Consider the following 18306-nt stretch of genomic DNA (forward strand, 5'->3'; position numbering starts at 1 on the left):
CTTAAGCACAGAGTTGACAGGTTCCTATATTTCTGAAATAATTATAAACAATTAAATACTGGTACCTTTAAATCAGTCCCGTGAGGCTGACAAGGACAGCGGAAGTATGATGCCAATGGGTGAGGTGCAGCCTGCCCATGGGTTCTTCATGCAGGAAAAAGGCTTCTTGTCGGAAAACGGCGAGAAGCCTTTTTCTTTTTCCATCCACTACTATCGAAAATCCTTCGGTACCAGTCCAAAAAAATGAATGGAGGAATTGGTATGAAAAAAATAGATTTGGATTTTTCGTTAGAGGCGGTACCCCAGGGGCATCGCAACGGTTTTTGGAAAATGCTTGTGGTGATGCTCGGTCTGACCTTCTTCTCAGCCAGCATGTGGTCAGGCGGAACGCTTGGAACAGGATTAACGTTCATTCAATTTATAGGAATCGTTCTGGCAGGCAACTTGATTTTAGGTGCATATACAGGAGCCCTTGCTTATATTGCCGCAAAGACAGGCTTATCAACGCACCTGCTTACCCGCTATGCCTTCGGTGAAAAAGGATCTTACCTATCATCCTTTTTGCTGGCTGCGACTCAGGTTGGGTGGTTTGGCGTTGGGGTAGCGATGTTTGCGCTGCCGGTTCAGAAAGTAACGGGAATTGATGCGTATCTCCTGATTGCAGCAGCAGGTCTGCTGATGACAGGCACAGCCTTCTTCGGCATGAAGGCACTGGCAATCCTGAGCTTCGTAGCTGTCCCTTTAATCACTATTCTAGGAAGCTTCTCGGTTTTTAAAGCGACAGAAACAGCAGGCGGCCTGGAGGGGCTTATGCAATATCAGCCAACAGAGGCCATTAGTCTGGCAGCAGCTTTAACGATTTGCGTAGGTTCGTTTATCAGTGCAGGTACGCTGACTCCGGACTTCGCGCGATTCTCAAATACAAAACGTTCAGCAGTAGTATCAACAGTCATCGCCTTCTTCATCGGAAACTCTATCATGTTCCTCTTCGGTGCAATTGGTGCAATCGCAACAGGGCAATCTGATATTTCAGAAGTCATGTTCATTCAAAAGCTGATTTTCCCGGCGATACTGGTCCTTGGTTTAAATATCTGGACAACGAACGATAACGCTTTATATGCATCAGGCTTAGGGTTTGCGAGCATTTTGAAGATCCGAAAAGGAAAGGTTGTCATCTTCAACGGGATTATCGGAACGATTGCGGCCATGTGGCTGTACAACAACTTTGTCGGGTTCTTGACAATTCTGGGATCGACGCTGCCATCCATCGGGGCTATCATCTTAGCAGATTACTTTATCGTGAATCGCGGAGAGTATAAGAAGTTTGCAGATATGAAGTTTAAGGCTGTTAACTGGATCGCCATCCTAGCATGGGCAGCCGGCGTGGCCATTGCAAATTTTGTGCCGGGAATCCCGCCAATCAACTCGCTGTTAGGATCAGCCGTAACATTTGTCCTAGTATCAAAATTGGCTGCTGCTTTACAAGGTAAGAAGACAGTCAGGGAAGGGGAATTAAGAAGTGATTATTAAAAATGCGAAACTAAGAGGCCGTGAAGGCTTTTGGAATATAACGATTAAAGATGGAAAGATTCATAGCTTATCACAAGGGGAAGCGGAAGCGGGCCAGGAAATCCTTGATGCTGCAGGATCCCTGGCTTCGGCACCCTTCATCGAGCCCCATATTCATCTGGATACAACCCTGACAGCCGGAGAGCCCGAATGGAACCAGAGCGGAACGTTATTTGAAGGCATTCAAAGATGGGCACAAAGAAAAGAAACCCTCACACATGAAGATGTAAAAACAAGGGCAAAAACAGCATTGAAATGGCAGATCGCCCAGGGGATTCAGCATGTCCGCACCCATGTGGATGTAACAGATCCCACTCTGACTGCTTTAAAAGCCCTTTTAGAAGTTAAAGAAGAAATGTCTGACTATGTGGACCTCCAGCTTGTAGCCTTCCCGCAGGAGGGGATCAATTCTTATCCAAGCGGTGCGGAGCTCATGGAGGAAGCACTGAAAATGGGCGCAGATGTGGTAGGAGGCATTCCTCATTTCGAATTCACAAGAGAATACGGCGTTGCTTCTATGAAAACTGCCTTTGACCTTGCTGAAAAATATGACCGCCTTGTCGACATCCATTGCGATGAAATCGATGATGAGCAGTCGCGTTTTGTGGAAGTAGTGGCTGCGGAAGCCTATGAACGCGGATTGGGCAGCCGGGTAACAGCCAGCCATACAACGGCAATGGGCTCGTATAATGATGCTTATACCTACAAGCTGTTCAGACTGTTAAAGCTATCAAACATTAATTTTGTCGCCAACCCGCTCGTAAACATCCATCTTCAGGGGCGCTTTGATACGTATCCGAAGCGCAGAGGGATTACAAGAGTAAAAGAACTGCTTGAAGCAGGGCTTAACGTAAGCTTCGGCCATGACGACATCTTTGATCCATGGTATCCGCTTGGCACCGGCAATATGCTGCAGGTGCTCCACATGGGCATCCATGTGTCACAGCTGATGGGCTACGAACAAATTGTTAACTCCTTCGACCTGATTACAAATAATAGTGCCAAAACATTAAATATTGAAGAGAAATATGGAATTGAAGAGGGGAAACCGGCCAACCTGATCATTCTTGATGAGGAAAATGAGTATGAAGCGATCAGGCGTCAGGCGGCTGTCAAGTATTCCATAAGAAATGGAAAAGTAATTGCTGAAACGAAACCAAGCGAGACATCTGTGATGTTTGGGGAGATAAAAGAGAAAGTAAACTTTCATAAATGATAGCTAGAAGACTGGCTCAGGCTGACTGGGTCAGTCTTTTTATGTTGTGAGGGAAATGAATATATTTTTATATTAATAGTTTTCTTTTACTATTAAATGTAAAAAAAATTATTATAAAACACAGGAATTGAATGTAAACGTTTACAAATAGAGTAACAAAGGATAAATCCCGATACTATATATTTCGACTCTGAAAATATAGTAGAATATTTCGTTAATCTAAGATATACTAATTTTTATTAAAAATATGAAAAATCAAAATATATAAAATTTAGTCAGTCATCTTTTGCTATTGGAAATAGCGGCATCTGATTTTTCAGCTCCGCTTACATAAAAAACACAAGGGGGAAAATAACGATGAAAGGCAAATCTTCACTAGCATTAAGCATTTTACTGATTCTTTCATTGCTGCTTTCAGCATGTTCCGGAGGCGGTGAAGAAGCATCAGGCAACAGCAGTGAACCAAAAGAGGGAGGTTCATTAATTTATGCCCGGGGTGCTGACGCTATTGGGCTGGACCCAATCAATGTAACAGATGGAGAGTCCATCCGTGTAACAAGCAATATCTTTGAAACCTTGTTTGTATATGACGAAAATCTTGAAGTCCAGCCAGGATTAGCGGAGTCTTACAAAGTCTCTGATGATGGAATGACCTGGACCATTACCCTTAAAAAGGGCATTAAGTTCCAGGATGGAACAGATTTTAATGCAGATGCAGTCGTGTTTAATTTCGACCGATGGATGGATCCCGAAAACCCCTACCATAAAGGGGATTTTCCATACTATCCGTTCTTATATGGGGGCTTTAAAGGCGATCCAAACCATAAAATCGAGTATGTAAAAGCAGTGGATGAATCCACAGTTGAGTTTAAATTAACTGAAAAGACAGCTCCGTTTATCAGCTACTTAGCTATTCCTATGTTTGGAATTGCCAGTCCGGCCGCGATTGAAAAGCACGGTGACAAGTTCTCAGAAAATCCAGTAGGAACAGGTCCTTTCGTATTTGATAGCTGGAAGCACAATGACAAAATAGTGCTGAAGAAAAATGAAAATTATGCAGGTGAAGGGCCATATCTTGATGAGCTGATCTTCAGGGTTATCCCTGAGAATTCTTCACGCCTGACTGCACTTCAAGCTGGTGAAGTAGATATCATCGATGGCTTAAACCCCGATGATGCAACAACTATAGAAGCCGATTCACAGCTTAGTCTTGTAAAGCGCCCAAGCTTTAACATTGGCTACATGGTTCTCAATACGCAAATGGCACCTTTCGATGATGTAAAAGTACGTCAGGCGGTCAATATGGCAATTGATAAACAAGCCATTGTGGATGCTTTCTATAATGGTTATGCAGAGGTAGCAAAAAATCCATTCCCATCTGTGCTGTGGGGCTATAATGACAGCATTGAAGACTACAAATTCAATGTGGAAGAAGCGAAAAAACTATTGGCAGAAGCAGGATATCCAGATGGATTCAAAACCCAGCTTTGGGCAATGAGCAATCCAAGACCATATATGCCGCAGCCAATGAAGGTGGCAGAAGCTATTCAGGCAGACCTGAAGAAAATCGGCATTGAAACAGAAATCGTTACCTATGAATGGGCAACGTACCTTCAAAAGTCAGGAAACGGGGAACACCCAATGGGATTATACGGCTGGACAGGCGTTATGGCCGATCCGGATAACTTCCTTTTCCCGAACCTGAGTGCAACGAATACTGCTAAACCTGCCAGCAACCGTGCGTTCTATGAAAACGAAGAATTCACGAAGCTTTTGCAGGATGCCCGTGTAACATTTGATCAGGACGAACGTGCAAAGCTTTACGAGCAGGCTCAGGAAATTTTCCACAAGGATGCCCCATGGGTGACTCTTGCACATACAACACCGCCAATCGCAATGGCAGGCTATGTCCAGGGATTCACTGCACACCCAATGGAGGATGATGATTTTACGAAGGTTTACCTGACGAATTAACAGCAAGAAGCCCCTGCAAACGCGGGGGATTTCTTTTCAAATTAATGGGAGGGTTTCACTGTGTATGAATTATTGAAAGGCCTGTGTGATATTGTGGGTTCCAGCGGTTTTGAACAGGATGTTCAAAGATTTATCTTAAATGAAGTGAAGGATTATGTAGATGAATACCACGTCGATCCGGTAGGAAACCTGATTGTGAAAAAGAAAGGGAACAGCGCGGATTTCCCTTCTTTAGTCATTGCAGCTCACACCGATGAAATTGGATTTATTGTAAAAAAGATTGAAGACAATGGGTTAATCCGATTTGAAAAACTAGGCGGATTCGATGACCGGATCCTTTTATCATTGCCAATTAAGATCCGTTCTGAAAATGGCACTGTGGATGGAGTGATCGGAACCATTTCAGCCCACTATGTGAAATGGGATGATCCAAAACGCATTTCCAGCCACCGTGATCTTTATATTGATATTGGAGCCCGCACAGCAGAAGAAGCCGCGGAAATGGGAATAAAGGTTGGACAGCCCATCAGCTATGGCACAGAGTTCAAAAAATAGGAAATAACCGTGTTATTGGCAAAGCCTTGGACGACCGGGCAGGCTGCGCACTACTGATCCGCTTACTTCAAAACATCGGAAGAAATGGGACACAGCATGGCGACATCTACGGGGCATTTACGGTTCAGGAGGAAGTAGGATTGAGAGGGGCTTCCGTTGTATCTGCTGCCGTAGATCCTGACTTTGCGCTGGCACTTGATACAACCCCAACCAGCGACACATTTGATGTCCTAATGACAGGCACGAGAAGCCTTGGCAGCGGCCCTTGCATCAAAATCGCTGATAAATCACTGATTGCCCATCCGCTTGTCACGCAGCACCTCGAAAAAGTGGCGATAGAAGGGAATATTCCATATCAGCATGAAGTCTTCATGGGAATTGGAACTGATGCCGGAGCCATACATATGACCAATAAAGGCGTCACAACGGGTGTTATATCAATCCCATCCCGTTATACTCATACTCCTATAGAAGTAGTCGACTTGGATGATATGGAGAACTCCTACAAACTGCTGCACGACTTTGTTGTGACATTGGATCAGCTGAAGGGAAAGACGTTTTTAGATACATAATCATATAAGAGAAGACAGGGGGATCAAGCTCTCTGTCTTTTTTATAAAAGCAGTCGTGCGAAACGGCCTATTTGCGGAATTCTCCCCTCTATATGCAGGTTTGGTCATTCTATATGCAGATTCAAGCAATCTATTTGCAAAATGAGCTATTCTATTTGCGGGTTTCCCGTTTCTATTAGTAATGTTCACATTCACGGGAAAGGGGACAGTCAACCTGTCCCCCAAGCAGCGGCCTGGCAGGGATTGATCTCTCAGTCATTTTGTTAAAATCAATCAAACGTTTGATTGGACCGGGGAAACCCCTGCAAACACTGCATTCCCGGATGAGAGAAGCACAAAACAATTTCATAATTTAGTATTTTAACTTGAAATTATAGCGCTTACATAGTATATTGAATACGTATTCAAAAAGTAGAAATTTCAGAAAGTTGGTGAGCGAATGGAGAGAATAGCTGTACTTGGGTGCGGCACGATGGGCCATTCCATTGCGCTTAATGCGGCCTGGGCCGGACTGAGTGTGAAAATGCAGGGCATTAGTGACGCCGACCTGGAACAGGGCTGGACCAATATGCTGAAGAAGCTTGAGGTTATGCTCAATAACGGTATTTTATCCGATTCGGAAGCTGCCCAAATTCAGGAAAATATTAAAATGACCGTATCTGTTGAAGAAGCGGTCACAGATGCTACTTTTGTAATTGAAGCTGTACCGGAAAACATTCAATTAAAGATTGACTTATTTAAGCGTCTTGACGCTCTTTGTGCTCCAGATGTCATTCTGGCCAGCAATACTTCCGGCCTCAGTCCAACGGAGATTGCCTCCGAGACAGTATATCCGGAACGGACAGTGGTGACGCACTTCTGGAACCCGGCTCATCTGATTCCTCTCGTAGAGGTCGTACGGGGTGAGAAGACTGGCGATGAAGCTGTGGAAAGATCTTTTCAGATTTTAAAGCAAATGAAGAAAAAGCCGATTGAAGTGAAAAAGGAAATTCCCGGTTTTGTCGGCAATCGCCTTCAATATGCACTCTTCCGCGAAGCCCAGTATCTTCTGGAGGAAGGCATCGCGAGCAAAGAAGATATTGATGATGCAGTTACTTACGGAATTGGACGCAGGCTGCCGGTTTCTGGCCCGCTGATGACGGCCGATATGGGCGGACTGGATGTCTTCTCGGCCATCTCTGATTATCTGTTCCAGCATTTATCCAGTGCTGAGGAATCCCTGCCGATTTTAAAGAAGCTTGTAGAAGAACAGAAGCTCGGCGATAAATCGGGTGAAGGCTACTACAAGTGGGATGAGGATTTTTCCAAACAATACAACCAGAAGAGGGAAGAAGAGCTGATCCGCTTTTTGAAAAAGGATCTGGGAATCCAATTAATCTGATGGAGGAATGGTATGAAGAACTTTCCCGATCTGGAGAATAAATCGGTGCTTGTCACAGGCGGAAGCAAAGGAATCGGAAGGGATATTGCCCTTTCCTTTGCCAAAAACGGAGCGAAGGTTGTGATCGTGGGGAGAGATGAAGAGGCTCTGCAGCAGACAACCGAAGAACTGAGAAAATTCAATCGCAGCAGCTTCTATGTTTCCGCTGATTTAAACAATGTTTCAGAGATTCAAAGAATGACAGAAGCGGCCGCAGATTATATGGGCTCTCTTGATGTGCTGGTCAATAACGCGGGAATTAACCGGGCCAAGCCTGCCATGGAAGTGACGGAAGAGGATTGGGATCTGACGCTTGATACCAATTTGAAAGCGGCTTTCTTCTGCAGCCAGAAAGCAGCCGAATATATGATCCCAAATCAATCCGGCAAAATTGTCAACATTGCTTCCCAGATGGCCTTTGTCGGCTATTACAAGCGGGCGGCTTATTGTGCCAGCAAAGGCGGCATGGTACAGCTGACGAAAGCACTTGCGGTGGAATGGGCCTCCCATGGGATTAATGTGAACGCAGTGGCTCCGACCTTTATTGAAACGGAGCTGACTTCAAAAATGTTCGAAGACAAGGAATTCGAAAAGGAAGTCTACAGCAGGATTCCGCTTGGAAAGCTTGCGGATGCAGGTGATGTTTCGGCAGCCACACTATTCCTTTCTTCCAATCTATCAAAGTTTATTACGGGTGATACGATAAAAGTAGATGGCGGATGGACAGCCATTTAATTTTTTACAGATATTTGCATACGTATTCAAAAATAAATAACTTGGAGTGATATCAAATGGCAACTTTCTTAAAACAGGGGAAAAATGTTCAAGAAGTACAGGAAGCAGACGTAAAAGTAAGGGAAGCGGTAAGCGCGGTTCTTAAAAATATTGAAGAGAACGGCGATTCAGAGGTCCGCAAGCTTTCTGAGCAGTTTGATAAATGGTCACCGGAACAATTCAGATTAAGTGATGAGCAAATTCAGGAGATTGTGGCATCTGTACCTGAACAAACGATCAATGACATCAAATTTGCTCAGGAGCAAATCCGCAATTTTGCCGAGCACCAGAAAGCAGCATTACAGGATATTGAAGTAGAAACATTGCCTGGCGTGTTCCTTGGCCATAAAAACATTCCGGTAAACAGTGTAGGATGCTATATTCCCGGCGGACGCTACCCGATGGTTGCTTCCTCCCACATGAGTGTTTTGACAGCGAAAGTGGCAGGCGTTAAGCGCGTAATTGCATGTACACCTCCGATTAAAGGAGAAATTCCTTCCGCAACCGTAGCCGCGATGCATCTTGCAGGCGCTGACGAGATTTACCTTCTTGGCGGAATCCAGGCGATGGGTGCAATGGCAATCGGAACGGAAACAATCGAGCCGGTTGATATGCTGGTTGGCCCTGGTAATGCATTTGTTGCAGAAGCGAAGCGTCAATTATATGGCAGAGTGGGAATCGACCTGTTTGCAGGACCAACTGAGGTTCTTGTCATTGCAGATGAAACATCCGATGCTGAAATAATTGCAACGGATTTATTAGGACAGGCTGAGCATGGACCTAACTCTCCGGCATGCCTCATTACAACTTCAGAGAAATTGGCAAACGAAACAGTGGCAGAAATTGAACGCCAGCTTGAGACTCTTCCAACAGCAGATGTTGCAGGCGCGGCATGGAAAGATTACGGTTCTATCATTCTTGTAGACAGCCTGGAAGAAGCCGTAGTGGAAGCGGATAAATTGGCTTATGAGCACGTGGAGGTATTAACTGAGGATCCAAACTACTTCCTTGAAAACATGACCAACTATGGAGCGCTTTTCCTTGGGCCGGAAACGAATGTTGCTTACGGGGATAAAGTCATTGGCACAAACCACACGCTTCCTACCAAAAAGGCAGCACGCTACACTGGCGGCCTATGGGTTGGCAAGTTCCTGAAAACATGCACATACCAGAGAACAACGCCTGAAGCAAGTGCAAAAATCGGTGAATATGCATCCCGTCTATGCGACCTTGAAGGCTTTAAAGGACATCAGGCACAGGCTGACCTTCGTGTGAAGCGCTATGGCAGCCTCGTGAAGTAAGCAAAATCTGTTATAATTTCTCTGTCTAGATTCAGGCAGGAGGAACATGCGTTGAAAAATAAAAAAGTGACAGCCATGGATGTCGCTCGGCTGGCAGGCGTTTCGCAATCGAGCGTGTCCAGGGCTTTTAGTGAAAATTCAAGTATCTCATCAAAAAAGAAAAAGCTTATTCTGGAGGCTGCTGAACAGCTGGGCTATCAGCCGAATGCCATTGCCCGCGGCCTGATCACGAATCAGTCCCGCATCATAGGGATTGTCATGCGGAATATCCAGAACCCTTTTTATCCGGAAATCCTCGATAAGTTCTACAGCAGGCTGGCTGAAAAAGGGTACAAGGTAATGTTTATCAACTCCCAGAATAACGAAATCCAAGAGGATGAAGTGAGCCATTTAATTGAGTACAGCGTGGAGGGAGCCATCATCACAGATGCGCTTTTGACCTCTTCGACTGTGCAGAAGTTTACCCGCAATGGCATCTCGGTCGTCCTGTTTAACCGATATGTGAACGATTCCTTAAGCAGTGCTGTTGTGTGCGATAACTTTGCTGCCGGTAAAAGGATAGGGCACTACTTGATAGAAAAAGGACATGAAAATCTCGCCTTTATCTCCGGACCGATGAATACATCAACAACAGTGGATCGGAAAAATGGGTTCCAGGAAGCTTTGAAGGAACACGGCATTTCTTCCTTTTTAACCGAAAATGGCCTTTATTCGTATGAAGGAGGAGTTGCAGCAGCGGAAAAGCTGCTGGAGCAGGATAAAAAGATAGATGCCATCTTCTGTGCAAATGATATATCCGCTTTTGGCGCAATGGATTATCTGAAGAAACAGGGTATCAGAATCCCTGAGGATATTTCGGTCATAGGCTTTGACAATGTGGCTATGTCGGATTGGTCATCCTATGAATTAACCACCTGGCATCAGCCGGTCGATGAAATGGTCGATTATTCGATTAACCTTCTTTTAGAGCACATTAACGGGGATATGGACACCCCTGAAATTCAAAGAATAGAAGGGCATTTGGTGGAAAGAGGATCGGTAGCGGACAGAAGGTGATGGAGAGAAGGCAGGGGTTTTAGTAAAACCAATTTTACATCTTTGAAGTTCGATAAGTGTCTAGCTCCAGGCGCCATCGGCTCGAGGTCATAAGCCAATCCGTCCAAAAGGTTAAAGAACAACCTTTCAGCCGGCTTGTCTTATGCTTGTCGCCGAAAGCGGGCGCCTTGCGCTTTTCTGATAGGAGGATCTTATGCTAAGTATGATTGGATTGCTTGGGGGGATTGGGCTTCTCATCTATTTAACGATGAGAGGGATGAACCTGCTGCTTGCTGCCCCTCTTGCCGCATTTATTGTTGCAATATTCAGTGGATTACCGATTTTTCCTCAGCTGGCAGGCGAGGGTGAAGTCAATTTTCTAACCAACTATATGAACGGGTTTGCCGGGTTTATTACATCCTGGTATTTGATGTTCTTATTCGGTGCCATTTTTGGAAAACTAATGGAGGATAGCGGAGCAGCAGATAGTGTTTCCAAATGGATTATCGACAAGATTGGCATGAAACGGGCAGCGTTGGCTGTTGTCATTGCCTGTGCGGTCTTAACATATGGCGGTGTAAGTCTGTTTGTTGTTGCATTTTCCGTCTATCCAATGGCCTTGAGCCTATTTAAGGAAGCCAACCTGCCAAGAAGGTTCATACCGGCAGCTCTTGCCTTCGGTTCGACTACATTTACCATGACGTCAGCGGGTTCACCGGAAATCCAGAACTGGATTCCGATTGAATTCCTGGGAACTTCCCCATATGCCGCCTGGGAAGTCAGCTTTATTGTTGCTGTCTTTATGATGGCATTTGGATACTGGTGGCTGAAGAAAATGATTAACAAAGCGATCCGCAATGGAGAAAAATTTGAGGCAAGAGAAACGGATTCTGCGTTGATCCGCGAAAACCTGCCAAGCCCGATGTTAAGTATGATTCCGCTCTTGGTCGTCCTTGTGATTTCATTTATCTTCCATGATTCATTGGCACAGTCAGCCCTTATTATCGCGTTATTGAGCGGCTGCTTTGCAACCTATTTTCTTAACCGCAAGTATTTTACAAATGTATGGGGAGCCGTGTCTGAAGGAACGATTGGCGCATTGATTGCCATTGCCAATACATCTGCGGTTGTAGGCTTTGGCGGTGTGGCTAAAGCAACACCTGCCTTTGCAAGTGCAGTTGATGCCATGACAAGCATTCCGGGAAGCCCATTAATCGGCGGAGCTCTGGCTGTTGCTGTCATTGCAGGTCTGACCGGATCTGCTTCAGGTGGCCAATCCATCGCATTGCCGCTGCTTGCCCCGCATTATCTGGATATGGGTGTCAATGCAAGTGAACTCCATCGTGTTGTGGCGATATCATCCGGATCGATTGATTCCTTGCCGCATGGCGGCTACGTTGTGACAACCATCCGTGCCATCTGCGGTGAATCGCATAAGGATGCCTATCCGGCATTTGGTGCATTGACAGTAATTGTTCCGATACTTGGTGTGATTTTAGCGGTCATTTTATTTTCGATTTTCTAAATGGCTTTAGCGGAAAGACAGAGGGGTTTAGTCTCTCTGTCTTTCTTTTTATAAAAAGCCGCTGTGTGCAGTGGTTTATTTGCAAAAATCCCACCTTTATTTGCAGCATTGGCCATTTATTTGCAGGTTCTAACAGTTTATTTGCAAATTAACATCTTTATTTGCAGGTTACCCGCTTTTATTTGCAAAGTTCACAATCGGCAACACAGAAAGCTACGCTCCTGCGCAGTTCGCAATTGACCTATCCTCTCTATTTGTTTTAAGAGTGCTATAATTTAGAAAATTATAATAGAAGGAGGAATCCTTTGTGCCGCAATTACATATTGATGAGCTTCTCTATGTGAAAAACTGGATGACACCCAGCCCTTTTTGTATTCAGCCGGGGCAAACACTGGGTGAAGCTGCAAAAATGATGGTGGATCTTCATCTGGAAAGCCTGCCAGTATTGGATGAGCAGAATGGGTTAGTCGGTATGATTACATCAAGAAAGCTGCTTAACTACTTTTCCCAGGGAAACTCAGGGGACACTTTGATTGGCAGTATCCCCAAATCGAATCTGGCAGCTGTCCGGCCAGATGATTCGATCCTTGATATTTTGTCGCTTCCATATGATCAGCTTCCTGTCATAGGTGAAAATGGCAAATTGCTTGGCATCCTGACAACCAGGGATATGCTTGACGGGCTTTCCAAATACCTGCATAACCTGAGGCAAAAGCAAAATTCAGATGGTGCTCTTGGCGCAATTTTGGAAAGTGCCTATGAGGGGATAGCCGTTGTTGATCAAAACGGCATCCTGCAGGAATTCAATGAAGCATACAGCCGTTTTACCGGAGTTAACCGGGAGGATGCGATTGGCAGGCATGTGACAGAAGTAATCGATAACACCCATCTTCATGAGACGGTAAAGACCGGAATAGCCGAACGCGGGGTTCTCCAGAACATCCAGGGGCATGACATGGTGGTGCACCGGATTCCGCTCAAGAAGGAAGGCAAGATTGTCGGGGCGATAGGAATGCTGATTTTTGAAGGGGTCTCGGAGGTTTATAAAATCTATGAAAGGCTGCAGGAAAATCAAACGGCTAAGCCGGATCTTTTCACAAAGAAAAAGGAAAGCGATAGCCGGATTACGATTGATCAGATCATTGGGAAAAGCGAAGGCATCTCAGATGTAAAGCGGCTGGCACGGAAGGCGGCAAGGACTGCGGCAACTGTTCTGATAACGGGTGAGAGCGGGACAGGTAAAGAGATGTTCGCAAAAAGCATCCACCATCTCAGCCCCTTTTCGACCGGGCCGTTCATCAGTGTGAACTGCGGGGCCATTCCAGAGCACTTATTCGAATCCGAACTCTTCGGCTATGAAGAAGGTGCATTTACCGGAGCGAAAAAGGGCGGCAAGCCCGGAAAATTCGAACTGGCAGACAACGGTACTATTTTTCTCGATGAAATCGGGGAGATGCCGCTTGTCATGCAGACCAAACTGCTGCGGGTTCTGCAGGAAAAAGAAGCCGAACGTGTCGGCGGTGTGAAGAAGTATCGAATCAATGTCAGAGTAATCGCAGCGACAAACCGTGACCTAATGCAAATGATTGAAACAGGGGAGTTCCGGGAGGATCTATACTACAGGCTGAACATTATCCAGCTTCACATCCCGCCGCTGCGTGAACGGAAAAAGGATATCCCCGTCCTGCTGATCCATTATCTGAGAGAAATTTGTGAGAGGTATCAGGTACCGGGAAAAATATTCACCTCTGAAGCGGTGAATGCATTTGTACGGCATCCATGGAGGGGAAATATTCGCGAGATGGTCAATACGGTGGAGCAGCTGGTTACCCTGGTGGATGGGAAGGTCATTGACTATCACCATTTGCCTGAGATGTTGAAAAGGTCTGAACCTATTACTAAAGATGGGAAAGAACCGTCATTAGCTGTCGGATCCATAGAGGAAGCCAGGTTTCTGGGAAATCAAAGAGAATCGGAATTAATTCTTGATGCTTTAAGAAAGGCGGGCGGGAATAAATCGAAGGCTGCTGATTTACTGGGGATACATCGGACGACCCTCTACCAAAAGCTGAAGAAGCATGGAATAACGTGAATGTAGTGTAGTGGTTTCGCTACAAGATATCTACAGTTGTAGTGTAGCAGCTACACTTTGGCAGAAATAGAACACTGACTTTACTGGGTTTCATAGTTGGCACACTCCTTGCAAGTATAGTAGTAACGAAGCAAAAGGGGTGGAATGTTCAATGGAGAAACCAGCAGTTTTCCGTGTGCCGGAAGCGATCTTATATGGAAGGGGATCTTCCGAAAAAGTTGGTGCTGAAGCGGCGCTTAGAGGGAAAAAGCATTAATAATCAGTGACAAAATAATGGATCAGCTCGGTTATGTAAGCGAATGCAGAACTCTTCTTCAGGAAGCCGGAGTAAAAAGCGAGGTATACCTTGGGGTAGCATCTGAACCAACTGATGAGTATGTAGTAGAAGCATTGACGCTTTTTCAAAAAGAGCAATGCGACATGGTCATCTCAGTAGGAGGCGGCAGCTGTATTGATACGGCGAAAGCCATCGCCGTTCTCGCAACGAATGGCGGCTATATCGGCGATTATATGGGAGGAAGGAAACTGGCACAGAATGCGCCTGTACCTCACATTGCCATTCCAACGACAGCCGGGACAGGCTCAGAGGCAACAGATGTAACAGTCATTACGAACTCATTCAATGATGTAAAAATGATGATTAAGCAGCCTGCCTTCATGCCGAGTGTAGCAATTGTGGATCCTTTGCTCACGATATCCTCTCCGAAGAATGTTACATCTGCAACAGGGGTGGATGCATTAAGCCATGCCATTGAAGCATATCTGTCTAAAAAAGCACATCCAATGACCGATACGATGGCGGTATCAGCTATGAAACTGATCGTGGAAAATATTTTAACCGCTTACAATGAGGGGAAAACGTCGATGCCCGTGAGGCGATGAGCCTTGGTTCTCTCCAGGCTGGAATGGCGTTCTCAAACGCATCCGTATGCCTTGTGCACGGAATGAGCCGTCCCATTGGAGCTTTATTCCATGTACCGCATGGAATCTCGAATGCCATGCTCTTGCCGGCCGTATTGGAATTCAGCCAGGAAGCATGTATTGATCGCTTAGCAGATATCGGACGAATTTTTCAGCCTGATAATGAAAGCCTTACCAGAGAAGAAGCAGCTGAAATCGCTGTTCAATCTGTTAAGGATTTGTGTTTGAAATTAAATATTCCTAACTTAAGAGGATGGGGAATTGACGAAGAAGCGTTTAAGGCTGCGATAAGTAAAATGGCAACTGATGCGATTGACAGCGGCAGCCCTGGCAACAATCCAAGAGTCCCGACTCAGAGCGAGCTGGAAGAGCTATACCATGTTTGCTATGAATATCAGTTTTCCTCTGAAACAGAAAAAGTGTAACAGGGGGACAATCAGATGCTTGGAATGCTGGGGTTAATCGCTTCACTGATTCTATTAATGTATCTAACAATGAAAGGCGTAAATATAATTATTGCCGCCATCATCAGCGCCGTTGTGGTTGCTGTTTCAGGAGGACTTAACCTTGAGACTGCCCTGACAGAGCATTATATGACGGGCTTTACAAATTATTTTTACTCATGGTTTCTAATCTTCCTGCTTGGGGCAGTTTTCGGAAAAATTATGCAGGTAACTAAGGCGGCTGACAGTATTGCGAATTGGGTTAAGGATACACTGGGCCCATCGAGAGCTGTATTTGCTGTCGTGGCCGCAGCGGCGATTATGACATATGGCGGCGTCAGCTTGTTTGTAGTCGGCTTCGCAGTGTATCCAATCGCTGTTTCCTTATTTAAAGTGGCCAATCTGCCGCATCGCTTTATCCCGGCCGCTTTGGTTTTCGGTTCGATTTCGTTTACGATGACAGCACCGGGCTCGCCGGAAATCCAAAACCTGATTCCAACTGAGTTTTTCGGAACAAAGCCGACTGCAGGTGGAATCATTGGAGTGTTAATGGCATTAATCATAATGATAACAGGCGGTATTTTACTAAGCCGAATGGTGAAAAAAGCGGTTCAAAATGGAGAGGTATTTTCTTTGCCGAATCAGCAGTCCGGTGCTGCAAATGAGTCGGCGGCTGCTCTGGAAACGGAGCTGTCCATGCAAAGGCCTGATGCTGCACCTGCAGGGAAGGACTTCCCGCATGTATTGATGGCGATATTGCCGCTGGCTTCCGTTATTGCCATATTAAACACAGCAGCCAACTTTACTTCGTCAACGGCGGCCGCTTTAATTTCCCTGACGAGCGGGATCATTTTGGCATGTGTATTGATGATTAAATATCTGGTTGGATTTTGGGAGGCTTTGGCAAAAGGTGCCCAGGATGCTTTAGTCGCTGCGGCTAATACGTGTGCGGTTGTGGGCTTCGGAAGTGTTGCCGCCCAGGTTGCTGCCTTTGATACATTCGTCGATGCTCTGGTCAATATTCCTGGACCTCCCTTAATGGGACTGGCGATAGCCGTTACGTTGATTTGCGGGATTACAGGCTCGGCTTCAGGCGGTTTGGGGATTGCCCTTCCGATTCTGGCGCCTATGTATATGGCCCAAGGCCTCGATCCTGGGGCGATGCACAGGATTTCAGCACTTGCTTCGGGCGGTCTGGATTCACTTCCGCATAATGGCTATGTCGTTACGACGATCCGGGCAATATGCGGGGAAACCCATAAGCGTTCCTACTGGCCAATTTTTATCCTGAGTGCAGCAATGCCAACGGCTGTGTTATTCCTGGCTGTGATCTTATATTCAATTTTTTAAAACAATAGACTTCTAATTTTGAAAGGGGATTTTACTCATGACAGCGACAACAACAAAGGTATTAAAGAACTTTATCAATGGCGAATGGGTGGATGCAAACACGGATAAATTCGAATTGGTGCCAAACCCTGCAACGGGCGAGGAGCTTGCACGCACTCCGATCTCAACCCGCGAAGATGTCGATAAAGCTGTTCAGGCTGCCAAAGAAGCGTTTAAAACCTGGAGCAAAACGCCGGTGCCAAAAAGAGCTAGAATTCTATTTAAATATCAGCAGCTTTTAGTAGATAACTGGGACGAGCTGGCAAAGCTGATTACACAGGAAAACGGCAAGAACTATAAAGAAGCATACGGTGAGGTTCAGCGCGGAATTGAATGTGTGGAATTTGCTGCAGGCGCGCCATCTCTTATGATGGGTAAGCAGCTTCCTGACATTGCAACGAATATAGAATCGGGCATGTACCGCTACCCGGTTGGGGTCATCGGCGGCATCACGCCTTTCAACTTCCCGATGATGGTACCTTGCTGGATGTTCCCGCTTGCGATTGCGTGCGGAAACACATTCGTCTTAAAGCCGTCTGAAAGAACGCCAATCCTGGCTAACCGCCTGGCAGAGCTGTTCACAGAAGCAGGTCTGCCGGCAGGGGTATTCAATATCGTCCATGGTGCGCATGATGTGGTGAACAGCCTGATCGACCATAAGGATGTACCGGCTATTTCTTTCGTTGGCTCCCAGCCTGTTGCCGAGTATATATACAAGTCAGCTACAGCGAACGGCAAACGCGTACAGGCGCTTGCTGGTGCGAAAAATCACTCTATAGTTATGCCTGATGCAGACCTTGATGGAGCTGTTAAAGAAATAATTGCTGCTGCTTACGGGTCAGCAGGTGAAAGGTGCATGGCCTGCTCTGTAGTAGTAGCTGTGGATTCTGTTGCCGACGAGCTTGTTGAGAAATTGAATGAGCAGGCAAGCCAGCTGACTATTGGAAACGGATTGGATGAGGATGTCTTCTTAGGACCAGTTATCCGCCAGGAAAACAAGGAGCGCACAAGCAATTATATTGAAATTGGCGAAAAAGAAGGAGCTTCTCTTGTGCGAGATGGCCGCAAAGACGAAGCATATCACGAAAATGGCTATTTCATTGGACCAACGATCTTTGACAATGTAAACCCATCCATGAAAATCTGGAAAGAAGAAATTTTCGCACCAGTTTTATCCATCGTACGTGTGAAGAGCCTGGAAGAAGCAATCGAGCTCACCAACAAATCCGACTTTGGTAATGGCGCCTGCCTGTTTACTCAAAATGGAAGCAGCGTCCGCTACTTCAGAGAAAACATTGAAGTAGGCATGCTCGGCGTCAACATCGGCGTACCGGCTCCAATGGCCTTCTTCCCATTCTCCGGCTGGAAGAATTCGTTCTATGGAGACCTTCACGCCAACGGAACAGATGGTGTGGAATTCTATACGAGGAGAAAGATGCTGACTGCACGCTGGTAAAAATAAGAGAGATGAGGCACCTGCAATGAAATGCAGGTGCCTCTTTTTGTTAATCACATAGACC

Annotated in this window: 11 protein-coding genes and 2 pseudogenes; all 13 read left to right on the forward strand. The window is 45.8% G+C overall.

Going from position 1 to position 18306, the window contains the following annotated elements; all coding sequences use genetic code 11:
• Positions 1–261 precede the first annotated feature (261 nt).
• The gene (gene codB, locus M5V91_RS24120) at positions 262–1530 is read left to right on the forward strand and encodes a cytosine permease (protein ID WP_009332129.1); all 1269 of its coding nucleotides are present in this window, start codon (positions 262–264) and stop codon (positions 1528–1530) included.
• Entirely contained in the window at positions 1520–2785 is a 1266-nt protein-coding gene (locus M5V91_RS24125) for a cytosine deaminase (RefSeq protein ID WP_251174261.1), read from the forward strand. Before codB ends, M5V91_RS24125 begins: the two co-directional genes overlap by 11 nt.
• A 357-nt stretch (positions 2786–3142) precedes the next feature.
• Positions 3143–4759 (forward strand): ABC transporter substrate-binding protein, encoded by a 1617-nt coding sequence (locus M5V91_RS24130; protein ID WP_251174260.1) that lies wholly within the window; start codon positions 3143–3145, stop codon positions 4757–4759.
• Between the two features lie 60 nt (positions 4760–4819).
• A pseudogene (locus M5V91_RS24135) lies at positions 4820–5886 on the forward strand (M42 family metallopeptidase).
• Between the two features lie 439 nt (positions 5887–6325).
• Positions 6326–7267, forward strand: coding sequence for a 3-hydroxyacyl-CoA dehydrogenase family protein (locus tag M5V91_RS24140; protein WP_251174258.1), 942 nt, complete (start codon positions 6326–6328; stop codon positions 7265–7267).
• 12 nt (positions 7268–7279) lie between these two features.
• Positions 7280–8041, forward strand: coding sequence for an SDR family NAD(P)-dependent oxidoreductase (locus tag M5V91_RS24145; protein ID WP_251174257.1), 762 nt, complete (start codon positions 7280–7282; stop codon positions 8039–8041).
• A 56-nt stretch (positions 8042–8097) separates the two neighbouring features.
• Positions 8098–9381: a histidinol dehydrogenase gene (gene hisD / locus M5V91_RS24150; RefSeq protein ID WP_251174256.1), complete on the forward strand. Its 1284-nt coding sequence runs from the start codon at positions 8098–8100 to the stop codon at positions 9379–9381.
• 51 nt (positions 9382–9432) lie between these two features.
• Positions 9433–10437, forward strand: coding sequence for a LacI family DNA-binding transcriptional regulator (locus M5V91_RS24155; protein ID WP_284521537.1), 1005 nt, complete (start codon positions 9433–9435; stop codon positions 10435–10437).
• A 193-nt stretch (positions 10438–10630) separates the two neighbouring features.
• Positions 10631–11941: a GntP family permease gene (locus M5V91_RS24160; protein WP_009332117.1), complete on the forward strand. Its 1311-nt coding sequence runs from the start codon at positions 10631–10633 to the stop codon at positions 11939–11941.
• Between the two features lie 307 nt (positions 11942–12248).
• Entirely contained in the window at positions 12249–14033 is a 1785-nt protein-coding gene (locus M5V91_RS24165) for a sigma-54-dependent Fis family transcriptional regulator (protein WP_251174255.1), read from the forward strand.
• 151 nt (positions 14034–14184) lie between these two features.
• Positions 14185–15379: pseudogene (locus M5V91_RS24170) on the forward strand (iron-containing alcohol dehydrogenase).
• A 15-nt stretch (positions 15380–15394) separates the two neighbouring features.
• Positions 15395–16747: a GntP family permease gene (locus M5V91_RS24175; protein ID WP_251174253.1), complete on the forward strand. Its 1353-nt coding sequence runs from the start codon at positions 15395–15397 to the stop codon at positions 16745–16747.
• A gap of 37 nt (positions 16748–16784) precedes the next feature.
• Entirely contained in the window at positions 16785–18242 is a 1458-nt protein-coding gene (locus M5V91_RS24180) for a CoA-acylating methylmalonate-semialdehyde dehydrogenase (protein WP_009332113.1), read from the forward strand.
• Positions 18243–18306 lie beyond the last annotated feature (64 nt).

Source organism: Cytobacillus pseudoceanisediminis (genome assembly GCF_023516215.1).
Taxonomy (GTDB): domain Bacteria; phylum Bacillota; class Bacilli; order Bacillales; family Cytobacillaceae; genus Cytobacillus; species Cytobacillus pseudoceanisediminis.

Excerpts from the sequence above, each read along its gene's own strand:
- codB (WP_009332129.1), top strand. The coding sequence starts at position 262 with ATGAAAAAAATAGATTTGGATTTTTCGTTAGAGGCGGTACCCCAGGGG.
- M5V91_RS24130 (WP_251174260.1), top strand. The coding sequence starts at position 3,143 with ATGAAAGGCAAATCTTCACTAGCATTAAGCATTTTACTGATTCTTTCA.
- M5V91_RS24140 (WP_251174258.1), top strand. The coding sequence starts at position 6,326 with ATGGAGAGAATAGCTGTACTTGGGTGCGGCACGATGGGCCATTCCATT.
- M5V91_RS24145 (WP_251174257.1), top strand. The coding sequence starts at position 7,280 with ATGAAGAACTTTCCCGATCTGGAGAATAAATCGGTGCTTGTCACAGGC.
- hisD (WP_251174256.1), top strand. The coding sequence starts at position 8,098 with ATGGCAACTTTCTTAAAACAGGGGAAAAATGTTCAAGAAGTACAGGAA.
- M5V91_RS24160 (WP_009332117.1), top strand. The coding sequence starts at position 10,631 with ATGCTAAGTATGATTGGATTGCTTGGGGGGATTGGGCTTCTCATCTAT.
- M5V91_RS24175 (WP_251174253.1), top strand. The coding sequence starts at position 15,395 with ATGCTTGGAATGCTGGGGTTAATCGCTTCACTGATTCTATTAATGTAT.
- M5V91_RS24180 (WP_009332113.1), top strand. The coding sequence starts at position 16,785 with ATGACAGCGACAACAACAAAGGTATTAAAGAACTTTATCAATGGCGAA.